Origin of the sequence: Gordonia aquimaris, assembly GCF_026262595.1 — a bacterium.
In the GTDB taxonomy this organism is placed as follows: Bacteria; Actinomycetota; Actinomycetes; order Mycobacteriales; family Mycobacteriaceae; genus Gordonia; species Gordonia tangerina.
The window spans coordinates 200,755-220,271 of sequence record NZ_JAPKFM010000004.1; the positions used below are offsets into that span (position 1 = coordinate 200,755).

Consider the following 19,517-nt stretch of genomic DNA (forward strand, 5'->3'; position numbering starts at 1 on the left):
ATTTCGTATGCGCGGTGATGCATATGAGGCAACGATGTGAACCAGATCGCACAACGCTGTCCAACGAAAGGGGTGCGCGCATGAAGACCAAGGGGGCAATTCTCCGGAATCCGGGCGAGAAGTGGCAGATCGAGGAGTTCGAGCTCGGTGATCCGGTAGCCGGTGAAGTGCAGGTCAAGCTGGTCAGCTCGGGCCTGTGTCACTCCGATCACCACCTGCGCACGGGCGACAGCCCGGCCCCGATGCCGGTGCTCGGTGGCCACGAAGGCGCGGGAGTGGTGACGAAGGTGGGGCCCGGTGTCACCAACCTCAAGGAGGGTGACCACGTGGTCACCGCCTTCATTCCGGCCTGCGGTGTGTGTGATCCGTGCTCACGGGGCGATCAGAACTTCTGCGACGAGGGAGCTCGCCTGCTGACGGGGTTGTCCATCGCCGATGACACCCATCGGGCGCACACCACCGATGGGCAGGGCCTCACGCAGATGTGCCTGTTGGGCACCTTCGCGCCCTACATCACCGTCAACCAGGCGTCCCTCGTCAAGATCGAAGAGGACATTCCCCTGCAGACCGCTGCACTGCTCGGTTGCGGGGTGGCCACCGGATGGGGGTCGGCGGTGGAGATCGGCGGCACGCATGCCGGCGATATCGTCGTGGTGGTCGGCGTCGGCGGCGTCGGTATCAACTCCGTCCAGGGTGCGGCCGCTGCGGGTGCCCGGATCGTCGCGGCGGTGGACCCCGTGCCCTTCAAGCGCCAGATGGCCGAGAAGATGGGGGCCACCCACACCTTCGAGTCCATGGAAGAGGCGCTACCCGTCCTCGGCGAGATCAGCTGGGGCAAGATGGCCAACACCACCATCCTCACGGTCGGTGAGATCGACGGATCAATGATCCAGCCCGCACTGAGTCTGACCGGTAAGGGTGGTCAGGTCATCGTGACCGGCATGGGCAACTTCTCGTCCATGGACGCCCAGATGAACCTGTTCGAGCTCACGCTGCTGCAGAAGCGGGTGCAGGGTGCCATCTTCGGTGGCGCCAGCCCGCGTACCCAGGTGCCGACACTGCTCAACGAGTACCGCGCCGGCAAGCTGAATCTGAGCGATTTGGTGACCAACACCTACCGACTCGATCAGATCAACGAGGCCTACGATGACATGTTGGAGGGCAACAACATCCGCGGCATGATCGTCTACGGCGACGACGACTACTGAGTTCTTTGATTCCGTAGTACGAACACGCGAAGTTTCGCGTGTTCGTACTACGGAATCGCTCAGCGATTCACACGAGCGTTGACCAGCACGTTGAGGAATCGGATGCCCAGGCCGAGGAGGGCGAGGGTGCTCACCATCTGGATCGACACGGCCACTCGCGCCCCCTGTGACACCGCGGAGATGTCGCCGAAGCCGGTGGTGGTGAACACCGTCAGGCAGAAGTAGAGCGCGTCGATCCGGGTGAGCTGGGTGCTCATGCTGCCGTGGGCGTATTCGGAGAACAGGAAATACACGGTGGCGAAGCCGACGATGTAAAACGCCGCGATGGCCACCAGCATCTCCACCGCAGTGGCGACCGGGTACGGCGATCGGATGAAGTGCCGGATCTCCCACGCACAGAAAGCCATCAGGAGAAGTGCGCCGACGATCAGGCCGAGATAGTTGACCGAGCTCTCCTTGTTGATCGGCAATGCGAAGTAGCCGATCAACAGAAGTACCGCGGCGGCGATCGGCCGGATGATCGCCGCCGCGACCTGACGTCGGCCGACGTTTCTGCGTGCGTCGGCGAGGTCCCCCAATTCCTGCGCCACCGGCTCTACCAGATCCGGACGCGCTCGGACTCGTCGAGATAAAGTGCGTCGCCGGGCGTTACATCGAAGGCGCTGTAGAACGCGTCGATGTTGCGGACCACTCCGTTGCAGCGGAACTCCGGCGGTGAGTGTGGGTCGATGGACAGTCGACGGATCGCCTCTGCGTCACGGGTTTTGGTGCGCCAGATCTGCGCCCAGCTGAAGAACACCCGCTGCTCGCCACTGAGTCCGTCGATGACCGGCGGTGTGGTCCCCTCGGTGGCGAGCCGATAGGCGACCAATGCGATCGACAGGCCGCCGAGATCGCCGATGTTCTCACCAATGGTGAACTCGCCGTTCACCTTGTACTGCTCGTCTAGGCCGACCGGGGTGAACGCGCCGTACTGATCGATCAGTTTGCCTGTGCGGGCCGAGAACTCGGTACGGTCCTGGTCGGTCCACCAGTCCACCAGGTTGCCATCGCCGTCGTACTTTGCGCCCTGGTCGTCGAAGCCGTGGCCGATCTCGTGACCGATCACCGCGCCGATGCCGCCGTAGTTGGCCGCGTCGTCGGCATCCGGATCGAAGAACGGCGGCTGCAGAATGGCTGCCGGGAAGACGATCTCGTTCATCCCGGGGTTGTAGTAAGCGTTCACCGTCTGCGGGGTCATGAACCACTCGTCGTGATCCACCGGCTGCCCGATCTTGGCGAACTCCCGGTCCTGCTCGAAGGAGGATGCGCGAGCGACATTCCCGATCAGATCACCGCGGTCCACGGTGAGTGCGTCGTAGTCACGCCACTTCGCGGGGAAGCCGATCTTCGGCGTGAACTTCTCCAGCTTCGTCAGCGCCTTCTCGCGGGTGGCCGGGGTCATCCACTCGAGCTCGGTGATGTTGCGACGATAGGCGGCAACCAGATTATTGATCAACTCGTCCATCCGGGCTTTCGCCTCGGGACCGAAATGCTTGTCCACGTAGAGCTTTCCGACCGCGAAGCCCATCGCGTCCTCAACGAACCCGACGCCGCGCTTCCACCGGTCGCGGATGGTCTCGGCGCCGGTCAGCGTGCGGCCGTAGAAGTCGAAGTTCTCGTCGACGAAGTCGGCGGACAGGTACGGGGCCGCGGAGTGCAACAGTTTCCAGGTGAGCCAGGTCTTCCACTCGTCGAGTGGCCGGGCGGCAATCAATTCGCCTGCGCCGGTGACGAACGACGGCTGACCCACGACCAACTCGGCGAACGTCGAATCGCTGCTGGTGCCCAGTCCGCCGAGCCAGGTGGAAACGTCGAACGACCCGGCGGCGTCGGCGAATTCGGCGAAGGCCATCAGGTTGTAGGTCTTCTCCGCATCGCGGCGGCGCACCACGTCCCAGTGATGTTCGGCCAGCGCGGTCTCCAGGTCCAGCACCTGCCGCGCGGCGTCGTCGGCGCCGTCCACGCCGGCCAGCGTGAACATCCGACTTACATGGGCCAGGTAGCTCGCGCGGGTCTCGGCGTGCTTGTCCTCGCGGTAGTAGGACTCGTCGGGCAGGCCTAGCCCGGACTGTACGACGTGGACCAGGTAGCGGTCGGACTGTTTGGCGTCGGTGTCCACGTAGAGGCCGAACAGGCCGCCGACGCCGTGGCGTTGGAGGCGCCCGATGCGCAGGCTGAGGTCGTCGGTCGAGCCGATGGCCGCGATCTTGTCGAGTTCGCCGCGGATCGGCCCGATGCCCAGGGCGTCGATGTGGTCGGTGTCCATGAACGATGCGTAGAGGTCACCGATCTTCTGCGCGTCCGAACCACTCAGCGCGTCGGCATCGGCGCATTCGGTGATGATGTCGCGCACGTTCTCCTCGGCGCGATCGCGTAGCACGTGGAAGGCGCCGTCGAGTGAGCGATCCTCCGGGATCACGTGGCTTTCCAGCCACTTGCCGTTCACGTGGGCGAACAGGTCGTCCTGGACGCGGACGTCGTCGTCCACCCAGCTGAGATCAATACCGGAAACCTGCGAGGTGTCAGTCTGCGAAGCGGTCACCCGTCCATCCTGTCATCGCAACCTCGATTCGTCAGCCTGCTCACCTACGGTGGTGGTATGGGCAACAACACCGAGACCAGCACCTACGACGTCGTCGTGATCGGTGGCGGACCGGTCGGGGAGAACGCCGCCGACTATGCCATCCGCGGCAGTGACCGCACCGCGGTGATCATCGAGCACGAACTCGTCGGCGGTGAGTGCTCATACTGGGCGTGTATGCCCAGCAAGGGCCTCCTCGGCCCCGGTGCGGCATTGGCGGCCGCGGCCGCGCTGCCGGGTGCACGGGAACGTCTGTCCGGAGTGGCGCCGGAACCGTCGGCGGTACTCGCCCGCCGCGACGCCATCACCGGCGGGCGAGACGACAGCTCCCAAGTGGAGTGGGCGCAGGGCGCGGGGATCGACGTGATCCGCGGGCACGGGCGAATCGTCGGCGAGCGGGTGGTGGCGGTGGGGGATCGCCGCATCCATGCCCGCGAAGCCGTCGTGATCGCGACCGGCAGCACTGCGTCGATCCCACCGATCGACGGGCTGCGCGAGTCGTTGCCGTGGACGTCGCGGGATGCAACCAACCTCGTCGACATCCCGGAACGCATCGTGGTGCTCGGGGGCGGAGTCGTGGCCTGCGAGGCGGCCACCTGGCTGCTGGACCTGGGCGTGCGTGAGCTGACGATGGTGGTGCGCGGCAACCGGCTGCTGCCGAAGAGCGAATCGTTCGTCGGCGAGATGGTCGCCGGGGCGCTCACCGATCGGGGTGTCGACATCCGGTTCGGGACCGAGATCGACCGTGTCGAACGGCGCGATGTTGCAGATACGGGATATGGCCGCCTGCACGGAGGTCCGGCGCGGGTGATGTTGCGGAGCTCCGGCGACATCCTCGACGTCGACGAGATCCTGGTCGCTGCCGGGCGTGCTCCGGCCACCGAGGGCCTCGGGCTCGACGCGATCGATCTGCCCGACAGCGGACCGATCGTGGTCGACGACCATCTGATCGTGTCCGGTCATCCGTGGCTCTATGCCGTCGGTGACGTCAACGGACGGGTGGCGCTGACACACATGGGCAAGTACCAGGCCCGAGTCGCCGGTGATGTGATCGCCGCGCGCGCCGAGGGGCGCAACCTCGACAGCCCGCGGTACTCGGCCTTCGCCGATCACTCCGCCGTACCCCAGGTGGTGTTCACCCGGCCGGAGGTTGCCGCGGTCGGTCTCACCGAGCAGCAGGCACGTGACAGCGGCATCGACGTCACCGTCGCCGACATGGACCTGGCCGTCGCCGGTACGCACTTGCTCGATCCGGGTTACTCCGGGCACGCCAAACTGGTGATCGACCGAACCCGCGACGTCGTCGTCGGCGCGACCTTCGTCGGTGCAGGCACCGCCGAGCTCGTGCATTCGGCGACCGTCGCGGTGGTCGGAGAGGTCACCCTCGATCGGTTGTGGCATGCGGTGCCGTCGTATCCGACGGTCAGCGAGATCTGGTTGCGGCTGCTGGAGTCGCTGCGCTGACGATGCTGTCGGCGAGATTTTGGATTCCGTCGGCGAGAAACTGGGTTCTGTCGGCGAGAAACGGGGTTCTGTCGGCGGGGCGGCGGGGGATGCGGTGCCGACTCAGCCCATGAGTTCGCGCAGATCGCGGTCCATCACCCAGATGAGGATCTCTGCGTCACCGGCCGCCGATACTCGCACACCGCCGAGATCGCCGCCGCGGACCGCGTCGCCTTCGGCAAGCAGGTGCTCGCCAACTGTGGGTGATCCCTGGGTGACGAAGACATGGGTGAACCGGCAGCTGGGCAGTTCCACCGAGCTCGTGGCGTCGAGGCGGGCGGCGAATAAGGTGGCCGAGCGATTGGCGATGCGGATCGCCGAATCACGATTCGGATCCCCGGATGCAACCGGGACGAGACCTCCGGCGGTCAGCTCGTTGGAGATGTCGGCGGCGGCATAGGAGGGGGTCAGTCCGAACTCGTCGGGCATCACCCACATCTGTACGAACCGGACGGGTACGGTGCCGGCTTCGGGATGATCCGGCCAGGTGTCGTTGCGCTCCGAGTGCAGCACCCCGGTTCCGGCGCTCATCCGTTGTGCCAGACCGGGATAGACGATGCCCGAGTGGCCCTCCGAATCCTGGTGAACCAGTGCGCCGGACGTGACCCACGTGACGATTTCAGACTCGCGGTGCGCGTGTTGGTCAAAGCCCTGTAACGGAGTGACCACATCATCGTTATTCACCAACAGAGAGCCGTGATTTGTGTTGGATGGATCGTAGTGATCGCCGAAGGAGAAGCTGTGTCGGGACGTGAGCCAGTCGGTGGTGGTGACCGCGCGGTCGGCGGCCGGAATCACGGAGTAGACCATGACCCATTATGTGCCGCGAACGAACGTGTGGTATCGGCCACATCAATTGGGCTGCCTCGGGATCCCCGAGACCCGATCGTGACCCCTCGGATCCCCGAATGGAAGCGGACGGCATCGAAATCCAGTGTGACAAGAGTGAAAATTGAGACTATGAAGATCTGGGTCAAGCGCGCGCCGAAGGTGGCTTGTGCGGCGGCGACCTGCAGCGTCGTGGTGGCGCTCAGCGCGTGCGGAGTGTCGGGTGGGGAGAGCGGCGACGCCGCAGGTGCGGTGGCGCAATTTGCCGCGGCTATGGAACGCCAGGACGCCGGCGGGGCGGCCGAGTTCACCACCGCCCCCGGCCAGGCCGGGGCGGCACTCACCGAGACCCTGCAGTCCATGGATGCCGAGCACATCGACATGGTGGTGCAGAACCCCGTCGAGTACAGCGACGGGACGGCGTCGTTCGGGCTCAAGACCACCTGGCGGTGGGACAAGGACCGCAGCTACGAGACCACCAGTTCGGGAACCGCCCGACACCTGTCGACCGGTTGGAAGATCACCTGGGAGCCGTCGGTGATCCACCCCGGGCTCCCCGTGGGCGGACAATTGCGCGAGATCCGCACCGACGCCACCCCGGCACCGCGGGTGCGCAGCCGGAGCGGTAAGACGTTCATGTACCTGCAGCCGGTCAACGACATCATCCTCGACCCGAACCAGACCGGGGATGTGCGCAGTTCGGTACGGGCACTGGCCCGCACGATCAAGCCGATCGCACCGCTGATCACCTCTCAGGTCATCTCCGAGAAGCTGGCCGAGACCCCCGGCAAACCCATCACCGCGGTGACGTTGCGTGAACCGGACATGCAGGTACTGCAGTCGGACCCGAATGCGGTGCCCGGTGTCGTGGTGCGCAAGGCGGGCATGCTGGTGATGGCCGACCGGCGACTGTCGTCGCCCCTGGAGGCGGGGCTCACCAACTACTGGCAGGCCATCCGTGACGCGACCGCCGGCTGGGAGGTGCAGATGGTGGGCCCGGGCATCAAGCCGCGCAAGTTGGCCGGCGAGCAGGGTCCGCCCGGGCCGGATGTGCAGACCACCGTCGACCAGAGCCTGCAGCTGACCCTCGGCGATGCGGCGGTCGAGGTGGGCCAGCCGGCCACCATCCTGGCGCTCGACGCGGCCACCGGCGCAGTCCTCGGCATGGCCCGCAACAGCTACGCCGTCGACCGGGGCATCAACGCTGACACCGTCTATCCCGTGGGCACCACCCTGAACCCGGTGCTCACCGAAGTGGATCGCACCGCCAATGCCAACCAGGAATCCAGCGACGCCATCATGGACCGGCTGGGACTGGGTGTGCAGTTCACCGTTCCCGGTGCCAGTACGCCGACCAACGACCAGCCCGGAGTGGCCACCGTCGACTTCCGGCCGGACGGGCCGAGCATGTCGATGATGAACATGGGTGCACTCGGGGTGGCGCTGGCGCGGAGTTCGAAGGGCACGATGACCTCGGTGGCTCCGTACGTGATCAAGGGAGTGCCGACGACGGTGGCCGGTGGTCAGCTCGGCGAGCTCGACGCGGCTACCACCGCGCCCATCCTGCGGGCGATGACGACGGTAGCCAAGACCGGCGATGCGAGTGATCTCACCGGAGCGCCCGGCCTGAAGGCGCTGGTGGGTACCAACGGGCCGCAGGGTCCCGGCTGGTTCCTCGGGTTGCAGGGCGGCAAGGTCATCGTCATCTACACCGAGGGCAACACATCGGGGACGGCGGCGCTGCAGGTGGCGCAGAAGTATTTCCGGATCAAGTAGCCCTTCGTGACGCCCTCCGCAAGCTCCGGGCTCCTCAGGGATCGGTGGGTTTCGCGCGCGCATCGATCATTCGCGCGTGAGGCTGCGCGCGCGGAAGATCAATTGGCGCGCGACGAGGCCGAGCGACGACGCACCACCCCGTAGGCTGCGCGCCATCCCAGGAGGAACACGCCGAGGGTGATGGTGGCGACAACGACGAAACTCGGGGCGACGCCCTGGTGCAGCAGGTAGCGCAAGATCATCGCGACCGCGACGGCGCAGAACCAGATCATCACGCCGGCGGGCACGAGCCGCTCGGGGTGGAAGTCGTGGCCGAACCACTCGCTGGACCGCACGTGGGAGAACACATACGCGATCGACCATCCCGCGGCCGCGCCCACCGCGAACGGCCACAGCGTCTGCAGCACGCCGATGACGGTGAGTCCCTCGTCGTGGCTGGATCGGCCGATCATCACGAACACCGTGATCGCGACGAGATCGATGAGTGCGGTCACCGGCATCGGCAGCGCTCGGGCCCGAGCTGCCCGGGCGTCGGTACCTGCGACAACGGGAGAACTCGACATGGTCCCCTACGGTAGCGGGTCGCCGGGCCGTCGACCATCACCCGGATCGGCATCACGCTCGTCGACCCGTCCGGCCCCCGGCTCCGAGTCCAGGTCGCGATCGAGCTCCTCCTCCAGGGTCTCGCCGGTGCGGAAGGTGCCGCGGAACATGAACAGCACCACCACCCAGCCGATGGCCGCGATCAGGATGTAGCTGATGACGCGATAGACCAGCACGGCGGTGATGGCGTCGGCGGCCGGCATTCCCGCCGAGGTCAGGGCGGGAACCAGCACGGCGTCGACGACACCGATGCCACCGGGCAGCAGCGGAACCGCGGTGCCGACCGCCTTCCCGGCCGCGTAGGCCACCATCAGTCCGGCGATGCTGGGATGCGCGCCGACTGCCCAGCACGCGAACGCGAGGCACGCGACGTCGGCGACCCAGTTGAACATGCTCCAACCGAACGACACCCCGAGGTCACGTTTGGACAGCTGCACCGCACGCAGCTGTTCGAGTGTCTCCATGATGCGGTCGTGCCCGTTGCCCGCGGGTTTGCTGCGGACCTGGTTGATCCAGTCCATCACCCGCAGCAGGGTGCTCTGCAGCGATTCGGGATGGCTGGCCAGATACTGGAAGACCACCGCGACCGCGATGAAGCCGACCACCGAGAAGAACACCGAGAACGGGCTGGTCTTGGCGCCCGCCAGCAATGCGCCGCCGAACCCGAGCACCGCCAGGCCGACGCCGGCGAGCAGACCGGACATCACCACCTGCCACGATGCGACGACCGGTGTGGCGCCCCACTTGCGGGTCTCGCGGTAGACGAAGGCCGGCGACAACACCGGGCCACCCGGCATCGTCTGGCTCACCGCATTGGACGCGAGGATCACCGACAACGACTGCCATTGGCCGACCTTGACGCCGCCCGATCGCAACAGTGCACGTTGGACCTGCGCGTAGCTGTCCATGGACAGCAGGGCGGCGACGATGCTGGCGACGATCCAGACCCAGTCGAGGTCGCCGATGCGGCGCCAGGCCTCCTCGAGGCTGGGCGAGATCAACACGACCTCGACGGCCAGGATGACCACGACGATCGCCAGCAGCACCCACCGCAGCCACCAGAAGCGTGACCGCATGGACACGCTTCCCGTGGCGGGCCCCTCCGACGACATAGCCCACACCATATCCACAGCTACGCTGGTGTCTGTGAGCGATGCCGACACCGTAGATCGATCACCCCGTGCGCAGCGGCCCGCCGACATCGTCACGGTCGATCGTGAGAAGGTGCACCCGCTGGTCCGTGCCACCGCTGAATGGGCATGGCGGTTGCTGGTCATCGCCGGTGCCGCCTACGTCCTGGTGTTGACCTTCAACCAGTTCGAGGAAGTGCTGGTGCCGGTGGCGTTGGCCATTCTCGGTGCGGCGATGCTGGTGCCCGTCGTCGATGCGCTCGACCGGGCGGGCATGCCCAGGTCGCTGGCGGTGCTCTTCGCCATCGTCGTGGTGCTCGGCCTGTTGACGGCGGTCCTGACCTTCGTGGTGCAGGAGTTCATCCGAGGGTTCCCGCAGCTCACCTCCGAGATCACCACGACCATCGACCGCAGCCGTGACTGGCTCGTCGACGGCCCGTTCGGCGTGGACCGCGACCAGGTCCAGAACATCGGCAACGACCTCACCGGCTTCCTGCAGCACAACCAGGCCCAGGTCACCAGCGGCGCACTCGCGACGGCGACCACCGCGACCGAGATCGTCACCGGCGCGCTGCTCGCCTTCTTCCTGCTGATCTTCTTCCTCTACGGTGGCGGCCACATCTGGACGTTCGTCACCAAGGTGATCCCCGTCGATACGCGAGGTCGGGTGCGGGCGGCGGGCGTCGCAGGTTTCGCGACGTTGGTCGGCTACGTGCGGGCCACGGTCGCGGTCGCCTTCGTCGATGCGCTGGGTATCGGCGTGGGGTTGGCCATCCTGCACGTTCCGCTGGCGCTGCCACTGGCTTCGCTGATCTTTTTGGGAGCCTTCATCCCGATCGTCGGCGCGTTGGCGACCGGGACGTTGGCGGTACTGGTGGCGTTGGTGACGCAGGGCTGGATCGCCGCGATCATCGCGCTCGCGATCGTCGTCGGTGTCATGCAGCTGGAAAGTCATGTGCTACAGCCGTTCCTGCTGGGCCGGTCGGTGCGACTGCACCCGGTCGCGGTGGTGTTGGCGATCGCGGCGGGCATCGTCTCCGCCGGCATCATCGGCGGCCTGCTGGCCGTGCCGTTGATCGCGTTCGCCAACACCGCGGTCCGTCACCTGTCGGGCAGCGCGCCGTCGGCGCAACGCCGCGAGGAGCGGGCCGATGAGCCGATGTACTCCGCCTCACCCGACGAACCGAGGTGGGATCGCGTAGACCATCGTGACGCCGAGGACACCGTCCACACCCAGACCGTCGATGAGTTGCGCCCGACGACCACCCTGCCGGCCGAGCACGAGGACTCCGGCAGGTTGACCGACGACGAGTACGCCCGCTCCGACGCCGACGCCGATGACCCGCGACGCCGTGACGACGACACCTGAACCGCTCCACCGACCGAGCCGCGCCACTCAGTTGGCGATGGCCGTCGACACCGATCCGGTGGGGCCGCTGTGGCGGGCCGCGCAGTTGTTCCGGCTGCTCTCGTATATGTACGCCCTGGGTTTTCAGATCGCGATCAACGACGATCTGGCCCACCGCGCGACCGCGTGGGTGCTGTTCGCGGTCTTGACGGCGTGGACGGCAACCAGCGGCATCGCCTACTACGTCGGTTTCGGTCGCAACCGCTACTGGGTGAGTGCCGACGTGGCGGTGGCCTGCGCGATGATGCTGTCCACCTCATATGTGGCCACCGAATCCTGGGCCCTGAACAACCAGAGTTGGCCGACCACGCTGTGGGCCGTCAATGCCGTGATCTCGGTGGCGTTGCTGGCCGGGCCGGTCTGGGGCATCGTGTCGGGGCTGCTCGTCGGCGGCACCAGTGCATTCGTCAAGGGCGCTTTCGACCTCAACTTCGGTCGCAACGCCACGATCATCATCATTGTGGCCACCGGGATGGCCGTCGGACTGGCCGCGGTGATCGCGCGCCGCGCCCAGGCGGTGCTGGCGCAGGCGGCGGGGATCGCCGCGGCGACCGAGGAACGCGAGCGGCTCTCACGCGAGGTGCACGACGGGGTATTGCAGGTCCTCGCGCTCATCGCCCGACGGGGCCGTGAGATCGGCGGTGAGACCGCCGCGCTCGCCGAACTTGCCGGCGAACAGGAGTACGCGCTGCGACGGCTGGTCTCGGGGGCCGCCGAGGAGATCGAGATCGACGGAACCACCGTCGATCTCGCAGCCCGTTTGCGTGCCCTGGCCGCGGACGGTGTCTCGGTCAGTGCTCCGGGAACCGCGGTCGACGTGGAGGCATTCGTGGCCACCGAAATCCGCGCCGCCGTGATCAACGCCCTCGACAACGTCGTCCGGCACGCCGGGTCAGGGGCGCGTGCATTCGTGTTGCTCGAGGATCTCGGCGATCAGCTCGTGGTCAGTATCCGCGACGACGGGGTGGGTATCGCGCCGGGACGCCTCGGGGAAGCGCAACAGCAGGGGCGGATGGGGATCTCCACGTCGATCGTCGGGCGCATCGAGTCGCTGGGTGGGACCGCACACCTCGAATGCGCACCCGAGGGCGGCACAGAATGGGAACTGACGATTCCGGTGGACGGGAGGGGTAATGGCGCAACAGATGCCGACCGGGTCGGGTGAGTCGGTGGACGGCGCCGCGACCGCACTGCGGGTGATGGTGGTCGACGATCACCCGATCTGGCGGGAGGGCGTGGCCCGTGACTTGGCCGAGGACGGCTTCGATGTGGTGGCGACCGCCGACGGTGTCGGCACTGCCGTGCGCCGGGCCGGCGCGGTCGCGCCCGACGTGGTGCTGATGGACATGCAGCTGCCCGACGGCACCGGTGCCGAGGCGACCGCAGGTGTGCTCGAGGTGTCGCCGGGCAGTAGGGTCCTGGTGCTCTCCGCGTCGGAGGAGCGTGACGACGTTCTGCAGGCGGTGAAGGCCGGTGCCAGTGGTTATCTGGTGAAAAGTGCGTCGCAGGCAGAGCTGCTGGAAGCGGTCCGGGCGACCGCCGACGGGCAAGCCGTGTTCACGCCGGGGCTGGCCGGATTGATCCTCGGTGAGTACCGGCGGATCTCGGCGACACCCGATCGGGACGACAGCCGCCCCACCCTCACAGACCGGGAGACCGAGGTCCTGCGACTGGTGGCGAAAGGGTTCAGTGCCAAACAGATTGGTACCCGACTGTCGCTGAGTCACCGAACCGTCGAGAACCACGTCCAGGCGACACTGCGAAAGCTCCAGCTCGGAAACCGAGTGGAGCTGACGCGGTATGCGATCGAACAGGGGTTGGATGAATGAGTGCGACGGGCGGGGCGTCCTTCGGTGACCCACACGATGCCCGAGGGGCCCGCACGCTCACTCCGTTCGCGGGCTCCTCAGGGGCCAGAGTCGTTGTTCCGGAAGGCTATTCGGCGGCAGCCAACGGCGCTTCGGTGACCGGGTTGGCGGTGACCTCGGCCTTCGGCTTGTCCTGCGGCACCAGCATCGTCGCGGCCGCCCCGGCCAAGGCGATTGCGGCGAAGATGTAGAACGCCGCACTCGACGAGATGCCTGCGCCGATCAGCAGTCCACCGATCACCGGACCGACGATGCCGCCGAGCCGGCCGAATCCGGCGCACCACGCGACACCGGCGGCACGGGCCGAGGTGGGGTAGAAGTTCGACACGTAGCCGTAGATCAGCACCTGGGTACCGATGGTGCCGGTACCGGCAACGGCGACCGCAGCCAGCAACACCGGCAGCGGGAACCCGAGGGTCAGGCAGATCAGGGCGAATGTGGCCAGGCAGAACGAGGTGGCGACGATGCGCTGCGGGCCGCGACCATCGGCGAGGCGGGCGGCGATGAGGCCGCCGACGATGGCGCCGCCATTGAGGACCAGCAGGAACGACAACGATCCCTTGGCGTTGAAACCGGCCGATTCCATGATCTGCGGCAGCCAGGTGTTGAGGCCGTAGGTCAGCAGCAGTCCGGCGAAGCTCATCGTGCCCAGCAGCAGGGTGGGCAGCGCGAACCGGCGTGAGGCCAGGGCGGCGAAGCCGACCTTGTCCGGCTGCGCGGTGGCCTGTCCGGCGGGCTGCGGGTAGAGGTCGACGGGGATACCGGTGCGGGTGCCGATGGCGCTCGCCTCGTCGAGCCGGCCGCGCGACACCAGCCACTGCGGCGACTCGGGCATCTTGAGCCACGCCAACGGCAGCAGCGTCACCAGCGGCAACGCGCCGACCCAGAACAGTCCACGCCAGCCGATGTGATCGGCCAACAGCAGCGCCAGAACCGCTGCCAGCACGCCGCCGAACGGGACGCCGCTGTAGACGATGGCGTTGAACAGGTTGCGCTTGGATGTGGGCGCGAACTCCGCGACCAGGGCGCCGACGGTGGCGACCAGGCCACCGATGCCGATTCCGGTCAGACACCGGAGAACACCGAAGGTGGCCACGTTGGGAGCCAGTGCGGTGGCTCCCATTCCGATGGAGAACCACGCAATGTTCATCAGCATCATCCGGCGGCGGCCGACCCGATCGCCGAAGGTGCCCGCGATGAACGCGCCGATCATCATGCCGATCAGCGCGTAGGAGCCGAGCGCGCCGGCAGTGCCCGGGCTCAGTTCGCCCAGCTGCGATGGGTCGTCGAGCAGGGTGGGTAGGACGGTGCCGTACACGACGAGGTCATAGCCGTCGAAGACGATGGCGATCGCGGCGAGGGTCACCACCCAAAGCACGCTTTTTCGGTGCTCTGGGCTCGTCCAGGTGGTGGGTGCGTTCATGGGCTGCCTCCAAGGTGGGTGTGCTGGGAGACAATCCTGCGTTGATGTGCGGCCGATCACATCAGGTGTTTGGCCAGTCCTGACCAAGGTGACCTTTGATGGCTCAGATCACGTGATTGACAACCGAGCGCATCCGACGCCGCCGAGGTCAGCTTTCCGAGCGGCCGTTGCCTGAGCGGCTGCGGCGAAGCAGTTCCTGCACACTGATCTGCGCGCCGTCGCCGTCGTTGTCGGAGCGGGCGTGCCGGTCGGTGGCCCGTCGGCGCCCCTCGCCACCGTCGGTGGGTTCCGCCGTACCGGGTCGATCCCCATCCGGCTGCCGGCCGGTCAACGGCGGGGTCTCGTTGCTGAGACCACGATCCATCGGTGACCCCCCTGGTCGCTGCGGCCGCGAGGTGCGTCGTTCGCCTTCGGGGCTCAACGACGCCGCCAGCGGACGCTTACCCGTGTTGTCCAGCGCCGGGCGGCGACCGAGAGCCGAATCCGCCGGCGGGGCAGGGGTCGGGCGCTGCGGCCGCGGGGCCGTCGGTGGTGGTGGTGCCGAGGCGGCCGGCGGCGACGCGGGGCGGGGCTGCTGTGACCGGGTCGGTGCCGCACCGGGGTGGGCCGTCGGGGCCTGGGTCGGAGCCGACTGGGGGTTACGAGATTGGGGGTTACGAGATTGGGGGTTAGGAGACTGGGCCGACGGAGACTGGGCCGACGGCTCATCGTCGCCGAGGCGGATGCCACCCGCTCCCAGTCGCCAGCTGCCGGTGTCCGGGCCGTCCGACCGCGAACGCCGTGCGCGACTGAATGTGGGTGCGGGACGTGCCGCAGGAGTCGGTCGGCTCGCTGAGCGGTCGCCCGTCGGCGGCGCGGACGGGCCCACGCGTGCGGGCGCCGGTTCGGCCGACGGCCCGGCGACCTGCCCCTCACGCGGTAGTCGGCCACCGGGCACGGCCTGTGGCGCCGCGACGTTCGCCGAACGTCTCGGCGACTGACGATCCGGTGTCGGCCGAGGGGCGGTGCGTGCGGCACCGCGGGCGGCCGCACCCGTCGCTGCGGCGGCCGGAACACCGACGTCGCCGCGCGTCGACCGCGGAGCGGCGCGCATCGTGGAGGTGGGTGCCTCGGCGACGATGGTGCCGGCCGAGCGCATCCGCGAGGCAGCGGCCTGATCGCGCAATTCGTCGGGCTCATCGTCGAGAACCGTCTCGCCGAGCCCGATCTTCTGTTGCATCACCCGCATCCAGCGCGGCGCCCACCAGCAGTCGTCGCCGAGCATCTTCATCACCGACGGCACCAGCAACATGCGGATGATGGTGGCATCGAGGATCAGCGCCGCGATCATGCCGTAGGCGATGTACTTCATCATCACGATCTCGGACAGGCCGAACGCGCCGGTGACCACCACCAGGATCGCCGCCGCCGCTGTGATGATGCGACCGGTGTGGGCAGTGCCCACCCGAACGGCTTCGGTGGTGGTCGCGCCCTTCTGCCTGGCCTCGACCATGCGAGACAACAGGAATATCTCGTAGTCGGTGGACAGACCGAAGATGATCGCGATGATCAGCACCAGCACCGCGGCGAACAGCGGCCCGGGCGTGAAGTTGGCCAGCGCTGCGCCGTGACCGTCGACGAAGATGAACGTCAGGATGCCCAGCGTGGCCCCCAGCCCCAGCGCCGTCATCAGCGCGGCCTTGATCGGCAGCACCAGCGAGCCGAACGCCAGGAACATCAGGAAGCCGGTCACCAGCACCAGCAGGACGGCCATGATCGGCAGCCGTGACATCAGCGCATCGATGGAGTCCTGCGTCAGTGTCGGGGTGCCGGCCACCCACATCGTGAGGCCCTGGGTGTCGATCGCGCGCAGGTCGTCGATGGCGGGCGCGGCGGTGTTGCGGTCCACCAACCCCGCCGACATCTGGATGATCTGCGGTCCGTTGTCGCCGTACTGGCCGGTCAGCGCCCCGCCGTCGGACGACGGGCTGAACTGTTTGGTGAAGCCGGGAATCTGATTGGCCTCGTCGGCGATCTGCTGGATCTTCTGCCCGCTGGCCGCGTCGTTCGGGTCGTAGGCGACGACCAGCTTGATCTCTTCGGTGCGCTCGGTGGGGAAATACTCGTCGAAGTTCTCCTGCGCCACCCGGTTGGGGTTGTCGGGCGGCAGGTAGGCCTCGCTGATGCCGCCGAACTTGATTCCGCCGAACGGAATGGTGAGCACCAGCAACAGCAGGATCGTGGGGACCGCAGTCGCCACCGGATGCTGCATGACCCAACCGGCCAGTCGGCCCCAGAACCCGTTCTCGACCTCTTCCTTGGTCTTGGTGCGCCGCAGGAACGGCAGACCCAGCGCGTCGATCCGCGGCCCCAGGATGGCCAGGGTGGCCGGCAACACGGTGATCGACAAGATCGCCGCGAGCGTCACCGACGCGATCGCGCCGTAGGCGACCGACTTGAGGAAGCCCTGCGGCATGATCAGTAGACACGCCAGCGCCGCGACGATGATGGTCGCCGAGAACACCACGGTCTGTCCCGACGTCATCACGGTTCGGCGGACCGCGGCCTTCGTCGAATACCCTTCGGCGAGTTCCTCGCGGAATCTGCTGACGATGAACAGGCCGTAGTCGATCGCGATACCGAGGCCGATCAGCGTGACCACCGACTGCGCGAAGATGTTCAGTTCGGTGATCTGGGCGAGGATCTTCATGATGCCCAGCGATCCGGCGATCGTCAGACCGCCGATCAGCACCGGCAGACAGGCTGCGATCACCCCGCCGAAGATGAAGAACAACATGATCGCGACCAACGGCAGGGCGATCACCTCGGCACGGTGGATGTCCTTGTCCATGCCGTCGGCCATACTGCCTGCCACCGGTTGGAGGCCGGCGAGTTCGAACGTGGTGTCCTCGAGGTTGAATCTCGCGCCGATGTCGTCGAAGAACGGTTCGATGACGGTGTAGTTGTTGAGCACCGTGGTGTCGTCGTCACCCTTGACGCCGATACTGATGAACGCGTGGCGGCCGTCGTCGGTGAACGTGCGTTCCCGGATGGTGGCCTGCGCGGCCTGCGAGGTGGACGTCTGATCGCGCAGATAGAACGGGTCGATGATGCCCGGATCCTCGCGGTTGACGATGTCGCCGTGCTGCGCGATGAGGTCATCGACGAAGTTCTCCACCTTTGCGCCGAACTCAGGGTCGTCGACGGAGGTGCCCTCTGGTGGCGTGATCAGCAGGATGACGTCGGACCGGTGATCGCGGCCCAGCGCGGTGTCGGCGACCACCGATCCCTTCACCGACTCCGAGGTGGGATCGAACCAGCCGCTCTGGCTGAGGTACTTACCGAGGTCGAGACCGTAGAGGCCCAGACCGCCCATCAGGGCGATCAGAACCGCGATCACGGCGAAGCGCATTCGAAAGACGAATGTGCCGATGGCTCCGAACACGCCTCGTTCCTTTCTCGGTCGTACCTGGCGGATGAAGTGCTGCGCGCGGGAAGTTCTTCAGGCGGGATTGTGGCAAGCGGTCCTGAGTGATCCCTGAGTCGGTCGGGATCGATGGAACCGTGATCAGTACAGCAGTGCCTGCAACGGTCGGAACGGTGTGAGCCACGCCCCGTCGTCGGGCAACGAGTCGAGACCGATCCGCGGCAACGGCTCACGGAACACCGCCGGGATGTCCTCCAGGTCGACGAACTCCAACTCCTCGGTGGTCAAGGCCCAGCTGGCATGCTCGCGGAAACCGATCACGGTGACCGGAACGCCGTCGGCGGCCACCTCGAGCAGCGGCTCCCGGAACGCCTGGCCGTCGGCCGAGGCGACGATGAGGCCAGCTAGTCCAACAGTGTGCCTGCGAAGTGCGATGTGGTCGAGCATGTCGCTGTCCACATCACTGTCATCGGCGAGTTTGGGCTTCGCGAACACCGCATAACCGACGTTGCGCAGCGCATCCACCCACGGCCGAACCACGTCGGCGCTACCCGGGACGATGTTGGTGAAGACGGTGGCCTCCGGCTCCACCGACGTGCCCGTCGCCGCGGTGGCGGAGATGTCGGCGGTGCGCTGCAACAGCCAGCGGCCCAGCGCGTCGAAGCGCGGTCGGTGCGCCGCGGTCGGGCGGCCGCCGAGGATCGCGCCGAGCCCCATGTCCATGTTGGGTGCATCCCAGACCAACAGCACCCGCGGTGTTCCGCTCTGGCCGGAGATGGTGTCGGCGAACCGATTCGGCCCGGTGCCCGACGGTCCGGAACCTGGCGCTGACCCGGCACTTTGGGTGGGGGCCGGCTGGGTCGCAGTGACGTCGTCGCTCATGCTCCGCCGCTTTCGGTGGGTCGGGAAGTGGGGGGTTGGGGCCGAACATATACGAATTCGTTCACCTCGCGACCCTCTCGTTCGGCGCGCCCCTCGAATTTGGTGGTGGGACGGTCGAGCAGGATGGGCGAGCCGGCCGTCGCCTGGACGACGTGCGGTCGGTCACGCCGCTGGGTGGCGAGATGCTCGGCGATCCACTCCGCATACCCGGCGTGATCGGTCGCGATGTGCAGCACACCCCCGGGCACCAATCGGTCGGCCATCAGTTCCAGCGTGCCGCTCTGGATGAGCCTGCGCTTGTGGTGACGTGATTTCGGCCACGGGTCCGGGAAGAACACCCGGATCCCGGTCAGCGACTCCGATGTCAGCAGCTCGGTCAACACCACCACGGCGTCGCCGCGCACCATCCGCACATTCGTGAGTCCGCCGCGGTCCACCAGACCCAGTAGTTGTGCGAGGCCCGGCTTGTAGACCTCCACCGCGAGGACGTCGACGTGGGGTTCCTCGGTGGCCATCGCCGCCGTCGAGATCCCCGTGCCGCTCCCGATCTCCAGGACGACGGGTGCGTTGCGGCCGAAGAACTCCGGGAGGTCGATCGGTTCCTCGGGGACCCGGTCGGTACCGATCGCGAGGTCGCGGCCCAGCCGGGGCCACAACTGCTCCCAATTGCGCTGCTGACCCGTCGTCAGGGTGCCCCGACGGAATCGAAAACTGGTCACCCGCGGGTACAGACGTGACTGATCGACGCTCTCGCTCACCCGTCCATCGTTGCGCATGGGTGGTGTCGCGGAACAGCCGACACCGCTTCGGCCCCGGTCAGCGGGCAATCGACTCGCCGGACACCATGCCGCGCTGCGAT

At 67.1% G+C, this 19,517-nt stretch carries 15 protein-coding genes; 6 read left to right on the top strand and 9 right to left on the bottom strand.

The genetic code is table 11. The features are described 5' to 3' along the window. Positions 1-80: 80 nt before the first annotated feature. Positions 81-1,208 carry an NDMA-dependent alcohol dehydrogenase gene (locus OSB52_RS06205; protein ID WP_160902038.1) on the top strand — a complete coding sequence of 376 codons (1,128 nt, stop codon included), beginning with the start codon at positions 81-83 and terminating at the stop codon, positions 1,206-1,208. Positions 1,209-1,267: 59 nt separating this feature from the next. Here the strand turns inward: OSB52_RS06205 and OSB52_RS06210 are convergent, their stop codons facing one another. Both OSB52_RS06210 and OSB52_RS06215 read right to left on the bottom strand, forming a co-directional pair. Next, positions 1,268-1,786 (bottom strand): potassium channel family protein, encoded by a 519-nt coding sequence (locus OSB52_RS06210; protein ID WP_268900060.1) that lies wholly within the window; start codon positions 1,784-1,786, stop codon positions 1,268-1,270. A gap of 17 nt (positions 1,787-1,803) precedes the next feature. Further along, on the bottom strand, positions 1,804-3,792 hold the full coding sequence (locus tag OSB52_RS06215) for a M13 family metallopeptidase (RefSeq protein WP_266060764.1): 1,989 nt from the start codon (positions 3,790-3,792) through the stop codon (positions 1,804-1,806). Between the two features lie 57 nt (positions 3,793-3,849). Between OSB52_RS06215 and OSB52_RS06220 the strand changes: the two genes are divergently transcribed. After that, the gene (locus OSB52_RS06220) at positions 3,850-5,295 is read left to right on the top strand and encodes a dihydrolipoyl dehydrogenase family protein (RefSeq protein ID WP_266060766.1); all 1,446 of its coding nucleotides are present in this window, start codon (positions 3,850-3,852) and stop codon (positions 5,293-5,295) included. A gap of 102 nt (positions 5,296-5,397) precedes the next feature. Here the strand turns inward: OSB52_RS06220 and OSB52_RS06225 are convergent, their stop codons facing one another. Then, positions 5,398-6,144, bottom strand: coding sequence for a pirin family protein (locus OSB52_RS06225; RefSeq protein WP_266060769.1), 747 nt, complete (start codon positions 6,142-6,144; stop codon positions 5,398-5,400). 150 nt (positions 6,145-6,294) lie between these two features. On the opposite strand from OSB52_RS06225, the gene OSB52_RS06230 reads away from it, so the two are divergent. Continuing rightward, a complete protein-coding gene (locus tag OSB52_RS06230; protein WP_235723034.1) occupies positions 6,295-7,938 on the top strand; it encodes an NTF2-like N-terminal transpeptidase domain-containing protein in 1,644 nt (547 codons plus the stop codon). Between the two features lie 98 nt (positions 7,939-8,036). On the opposite strand, the gene OSB52_RS06235 is transcribed toward OSB52_RS06230, so the two are convergent. Both OSB52_RS06235 and OSB52_RS06240 read right to left on the bottom strand, forming a co-directional pair. Continuing rightward, the gene (locus OSB52_RS06235) at positions 8,037-8,501 is read right to left on the bottom strand and encodes a DUF3054 domain-containing protein (RefSeq protein ID WP_372474978.1); all 465 of its coding nucleotides are present in this window, start codon (positions 8,499-8,501) and stop codon (positions 8,037-8,039) included. A 6-nt stretch (positions 8,502-8,507) separates the two neighbouring features. Beyond that, positions 8,508-9,653, bottom strand: coding sequence for a lysylphosphatidylglycerol synthase transmembrane domain-containing protein (locus tag OSB52_RS06240; RefSeq protein WP_266060771.1), 1,146 nt, complete (start codon positions 9,651-9,653; stop codon positions 8,508-8,510). A 34-nt stretch (positions 9,654-9,687) separates the two neighbouring features. Between OSB52_RS06240 and OSB52_RS06245 the strand changes: the two genes are divergently transcribed. The 3 genes from OSB52_RS06245 to OSB52_RS06255 are packed head-to-tail and all read left to right on the top strand — an operon-like array spanning position 9,688 to position 12,908. Next, positions 9,688-11,040: an AI-2E family transporter gene (locus tag OSB52_RS06245; protein WP_266060772.1), complete on the top strand. Its 1,353-nt coding sequence runs from the start codon at positions 9,688-9,690 to the stop codon at positions 11,038-11,040. Beyond that, positions 11,009-12,244: a MacS family sensor histidine kinase gene (gene macS, locus OSB52_RS06250; RefSeq protein WP_372474977.1), complete on the top strand. Its 1,236-nt coding sequence runs from the start codon at positions 11,009-11,011 to the stop codon at positions 12,242-12,244. Before OSB52_RS06245 ends, macS begins: the two co-directional genes overlap by 32 nt. Then, positions 12,213-12,908 carry a response regulator gene (locus OSB52_RS06255; RefSeq protein ID WP_266060773.1) on the top strand — a complete coding sequence of 232 codons (696 nt, stop codon included), beginning with the start codon at positions 12,213-12,215 and terminating at the stop codon, positions 12,906-12,908. Before macS ends, OSB52_RS06255 begins: the two co-directional genes overlap by 32 nt. 106 nt (positions 12,909-13,014) lie before the next feature. Here OSB52_RS06255 and OSB52_RS06260 read toward each other — a convergent pair whose 3' ends face one another. The 4 genes from OSB52_RS06260 to trmB all read right to left on the bottom strand — a co-directional run bounded on the left by OSB52_RS06260 (position 13,015) and on the right by trmB (position 19,434). Continuing rightward, positions 13,015-14,370 (bottom strand): MFS transporter, encoded by a 1,356-nt coding sequence (locus OSB52_RS06260; RefSeq protein WP_235722824.1) that lies wholly within the window; start codon positions 14,368-14,370, stop codon positions 13,015-13,017. A gap of 148 nt (positions 14,371-14,518) precedes the next feature. Beyond that, a complete protein-coding gene (locus OSB52_RS06265) occupies positions 14,519-17,794 on the bottom strand; it encodes an MMPL family transporter (protein ID WP_266060775.1) in 3,276 nt (1,091 codons plus the stop codon). 123 nt (positions 17,795-17,917) lie between these two features. Beyond that, positions 17,918-18,658: an NYN domain-containing protein gene (locus tag OSB52_RS06270; RefSeq protein ID WP_266060777.1), complete on the bottom strand. Its 741-nt coding sequence runs from the start codon at positions 18,656-18,658 to the stop codon at positions 17,918-17,920. Continuing rightward, positions 18,655-19,434 carry a tRNA (guanosine(46)-N7)-methyltransferase TrmB gene (gene trmB, locus OSB52_RS06275; protein ID WP_235722821.1) on the bottom strand — a complete coding sequence of 260 codons (780 nt, stop codon included), beginning with the start codon at positions 19,432-19,434 and terminating at the stop codon, positions 18,655-18,657. Before trmB ends, OSB52_RS06270 begins: the two co-directional genes overlap by 4 nt. Positions 19,435-19,517: the final 83 nt, after the last annotated feature.

Excerpts from the sequence above, each read along its gene's own strand:
- OSB52_RS06205 (WP_160902038.1), top strand. The coding sequence starts at position 81 with ATGAAGACCAAGGGGGCAATTCTCCGGAATCCGGGCGAGAAGTGGCAG.
- OSB52_RS06220 (WP_266060766.1), top strand. The coding sequence starts at position 3,850 with ATGGGCAACAACACCGAGACCAGCACCTACGACGTCGTCGTGATCGGT.
- OSB52_RS06225 (WP_266060769.1), bottom strand. The coding sequence starts at position 6,144 with ATGGTCTACTCCGTGATTCCGGCCGCCGACCGCGCGGTCACCACCACC.
- OSB52_RS06230 (WP_235723034.1), top strand. The coding sequence starts at position 6,295 with ATGAAGATCTGGGTCAAGCGCGCGCCGAAGGTGGCTTGTGCGGCGGCG.
- OSB52_RS06235 (WP_372474978.1), bottom strand. The coding sequence starts at position 8,501 with ATGTCGAGTTCTCCCGTTGTCGCAGGTACCGACGCCCGGGCAGCTCGG.
- OSB52_RS06240 (WP_266060771.1), bottom strand. The coding sequence starts at position 9,653 with ATGTCGTCGGAGGGGCCCGCCACGGGAAGCGTGTCCATGCGGTCACGC.
- macS (WP_372474977.1), top strand. The coding sequence starts at position 11,009 with ATGACCCGCGACGCCGTGACGACGACACCTGAACCGCTCCACCGACCG.
- OSB52_RS06255 (WP_266060773.1), top strand. The coding sequence starts at position 12,213 with ATGGCGCAACAGATGCCGACCGGGTCGGGTGAGTCGGTGGACGGCGCC.
- OSB52_RS06260 (WP_235722824.1), bottom strand. The coding sequence starts at position 14,370 with ATGAACGCACCCACCACCTGGACGAGCCCAGAGCACCGAAAAAGCGTG.
- OSB52_RS06270 (WP_266060777.1), bottom strand. The coding sequence starts at position 18,658 with ATGAGCGACGACGTCACTGCGACCCAGCCGGCCCCCACCCAAAGTGCC.
- trmB (WP_235722821.1), bottom strand. The coding sequence starts at position 19,434 with ATGCGCAACGATGGACGGGTGAGCGAGAGCGTCGATCAGTCACGTCTG.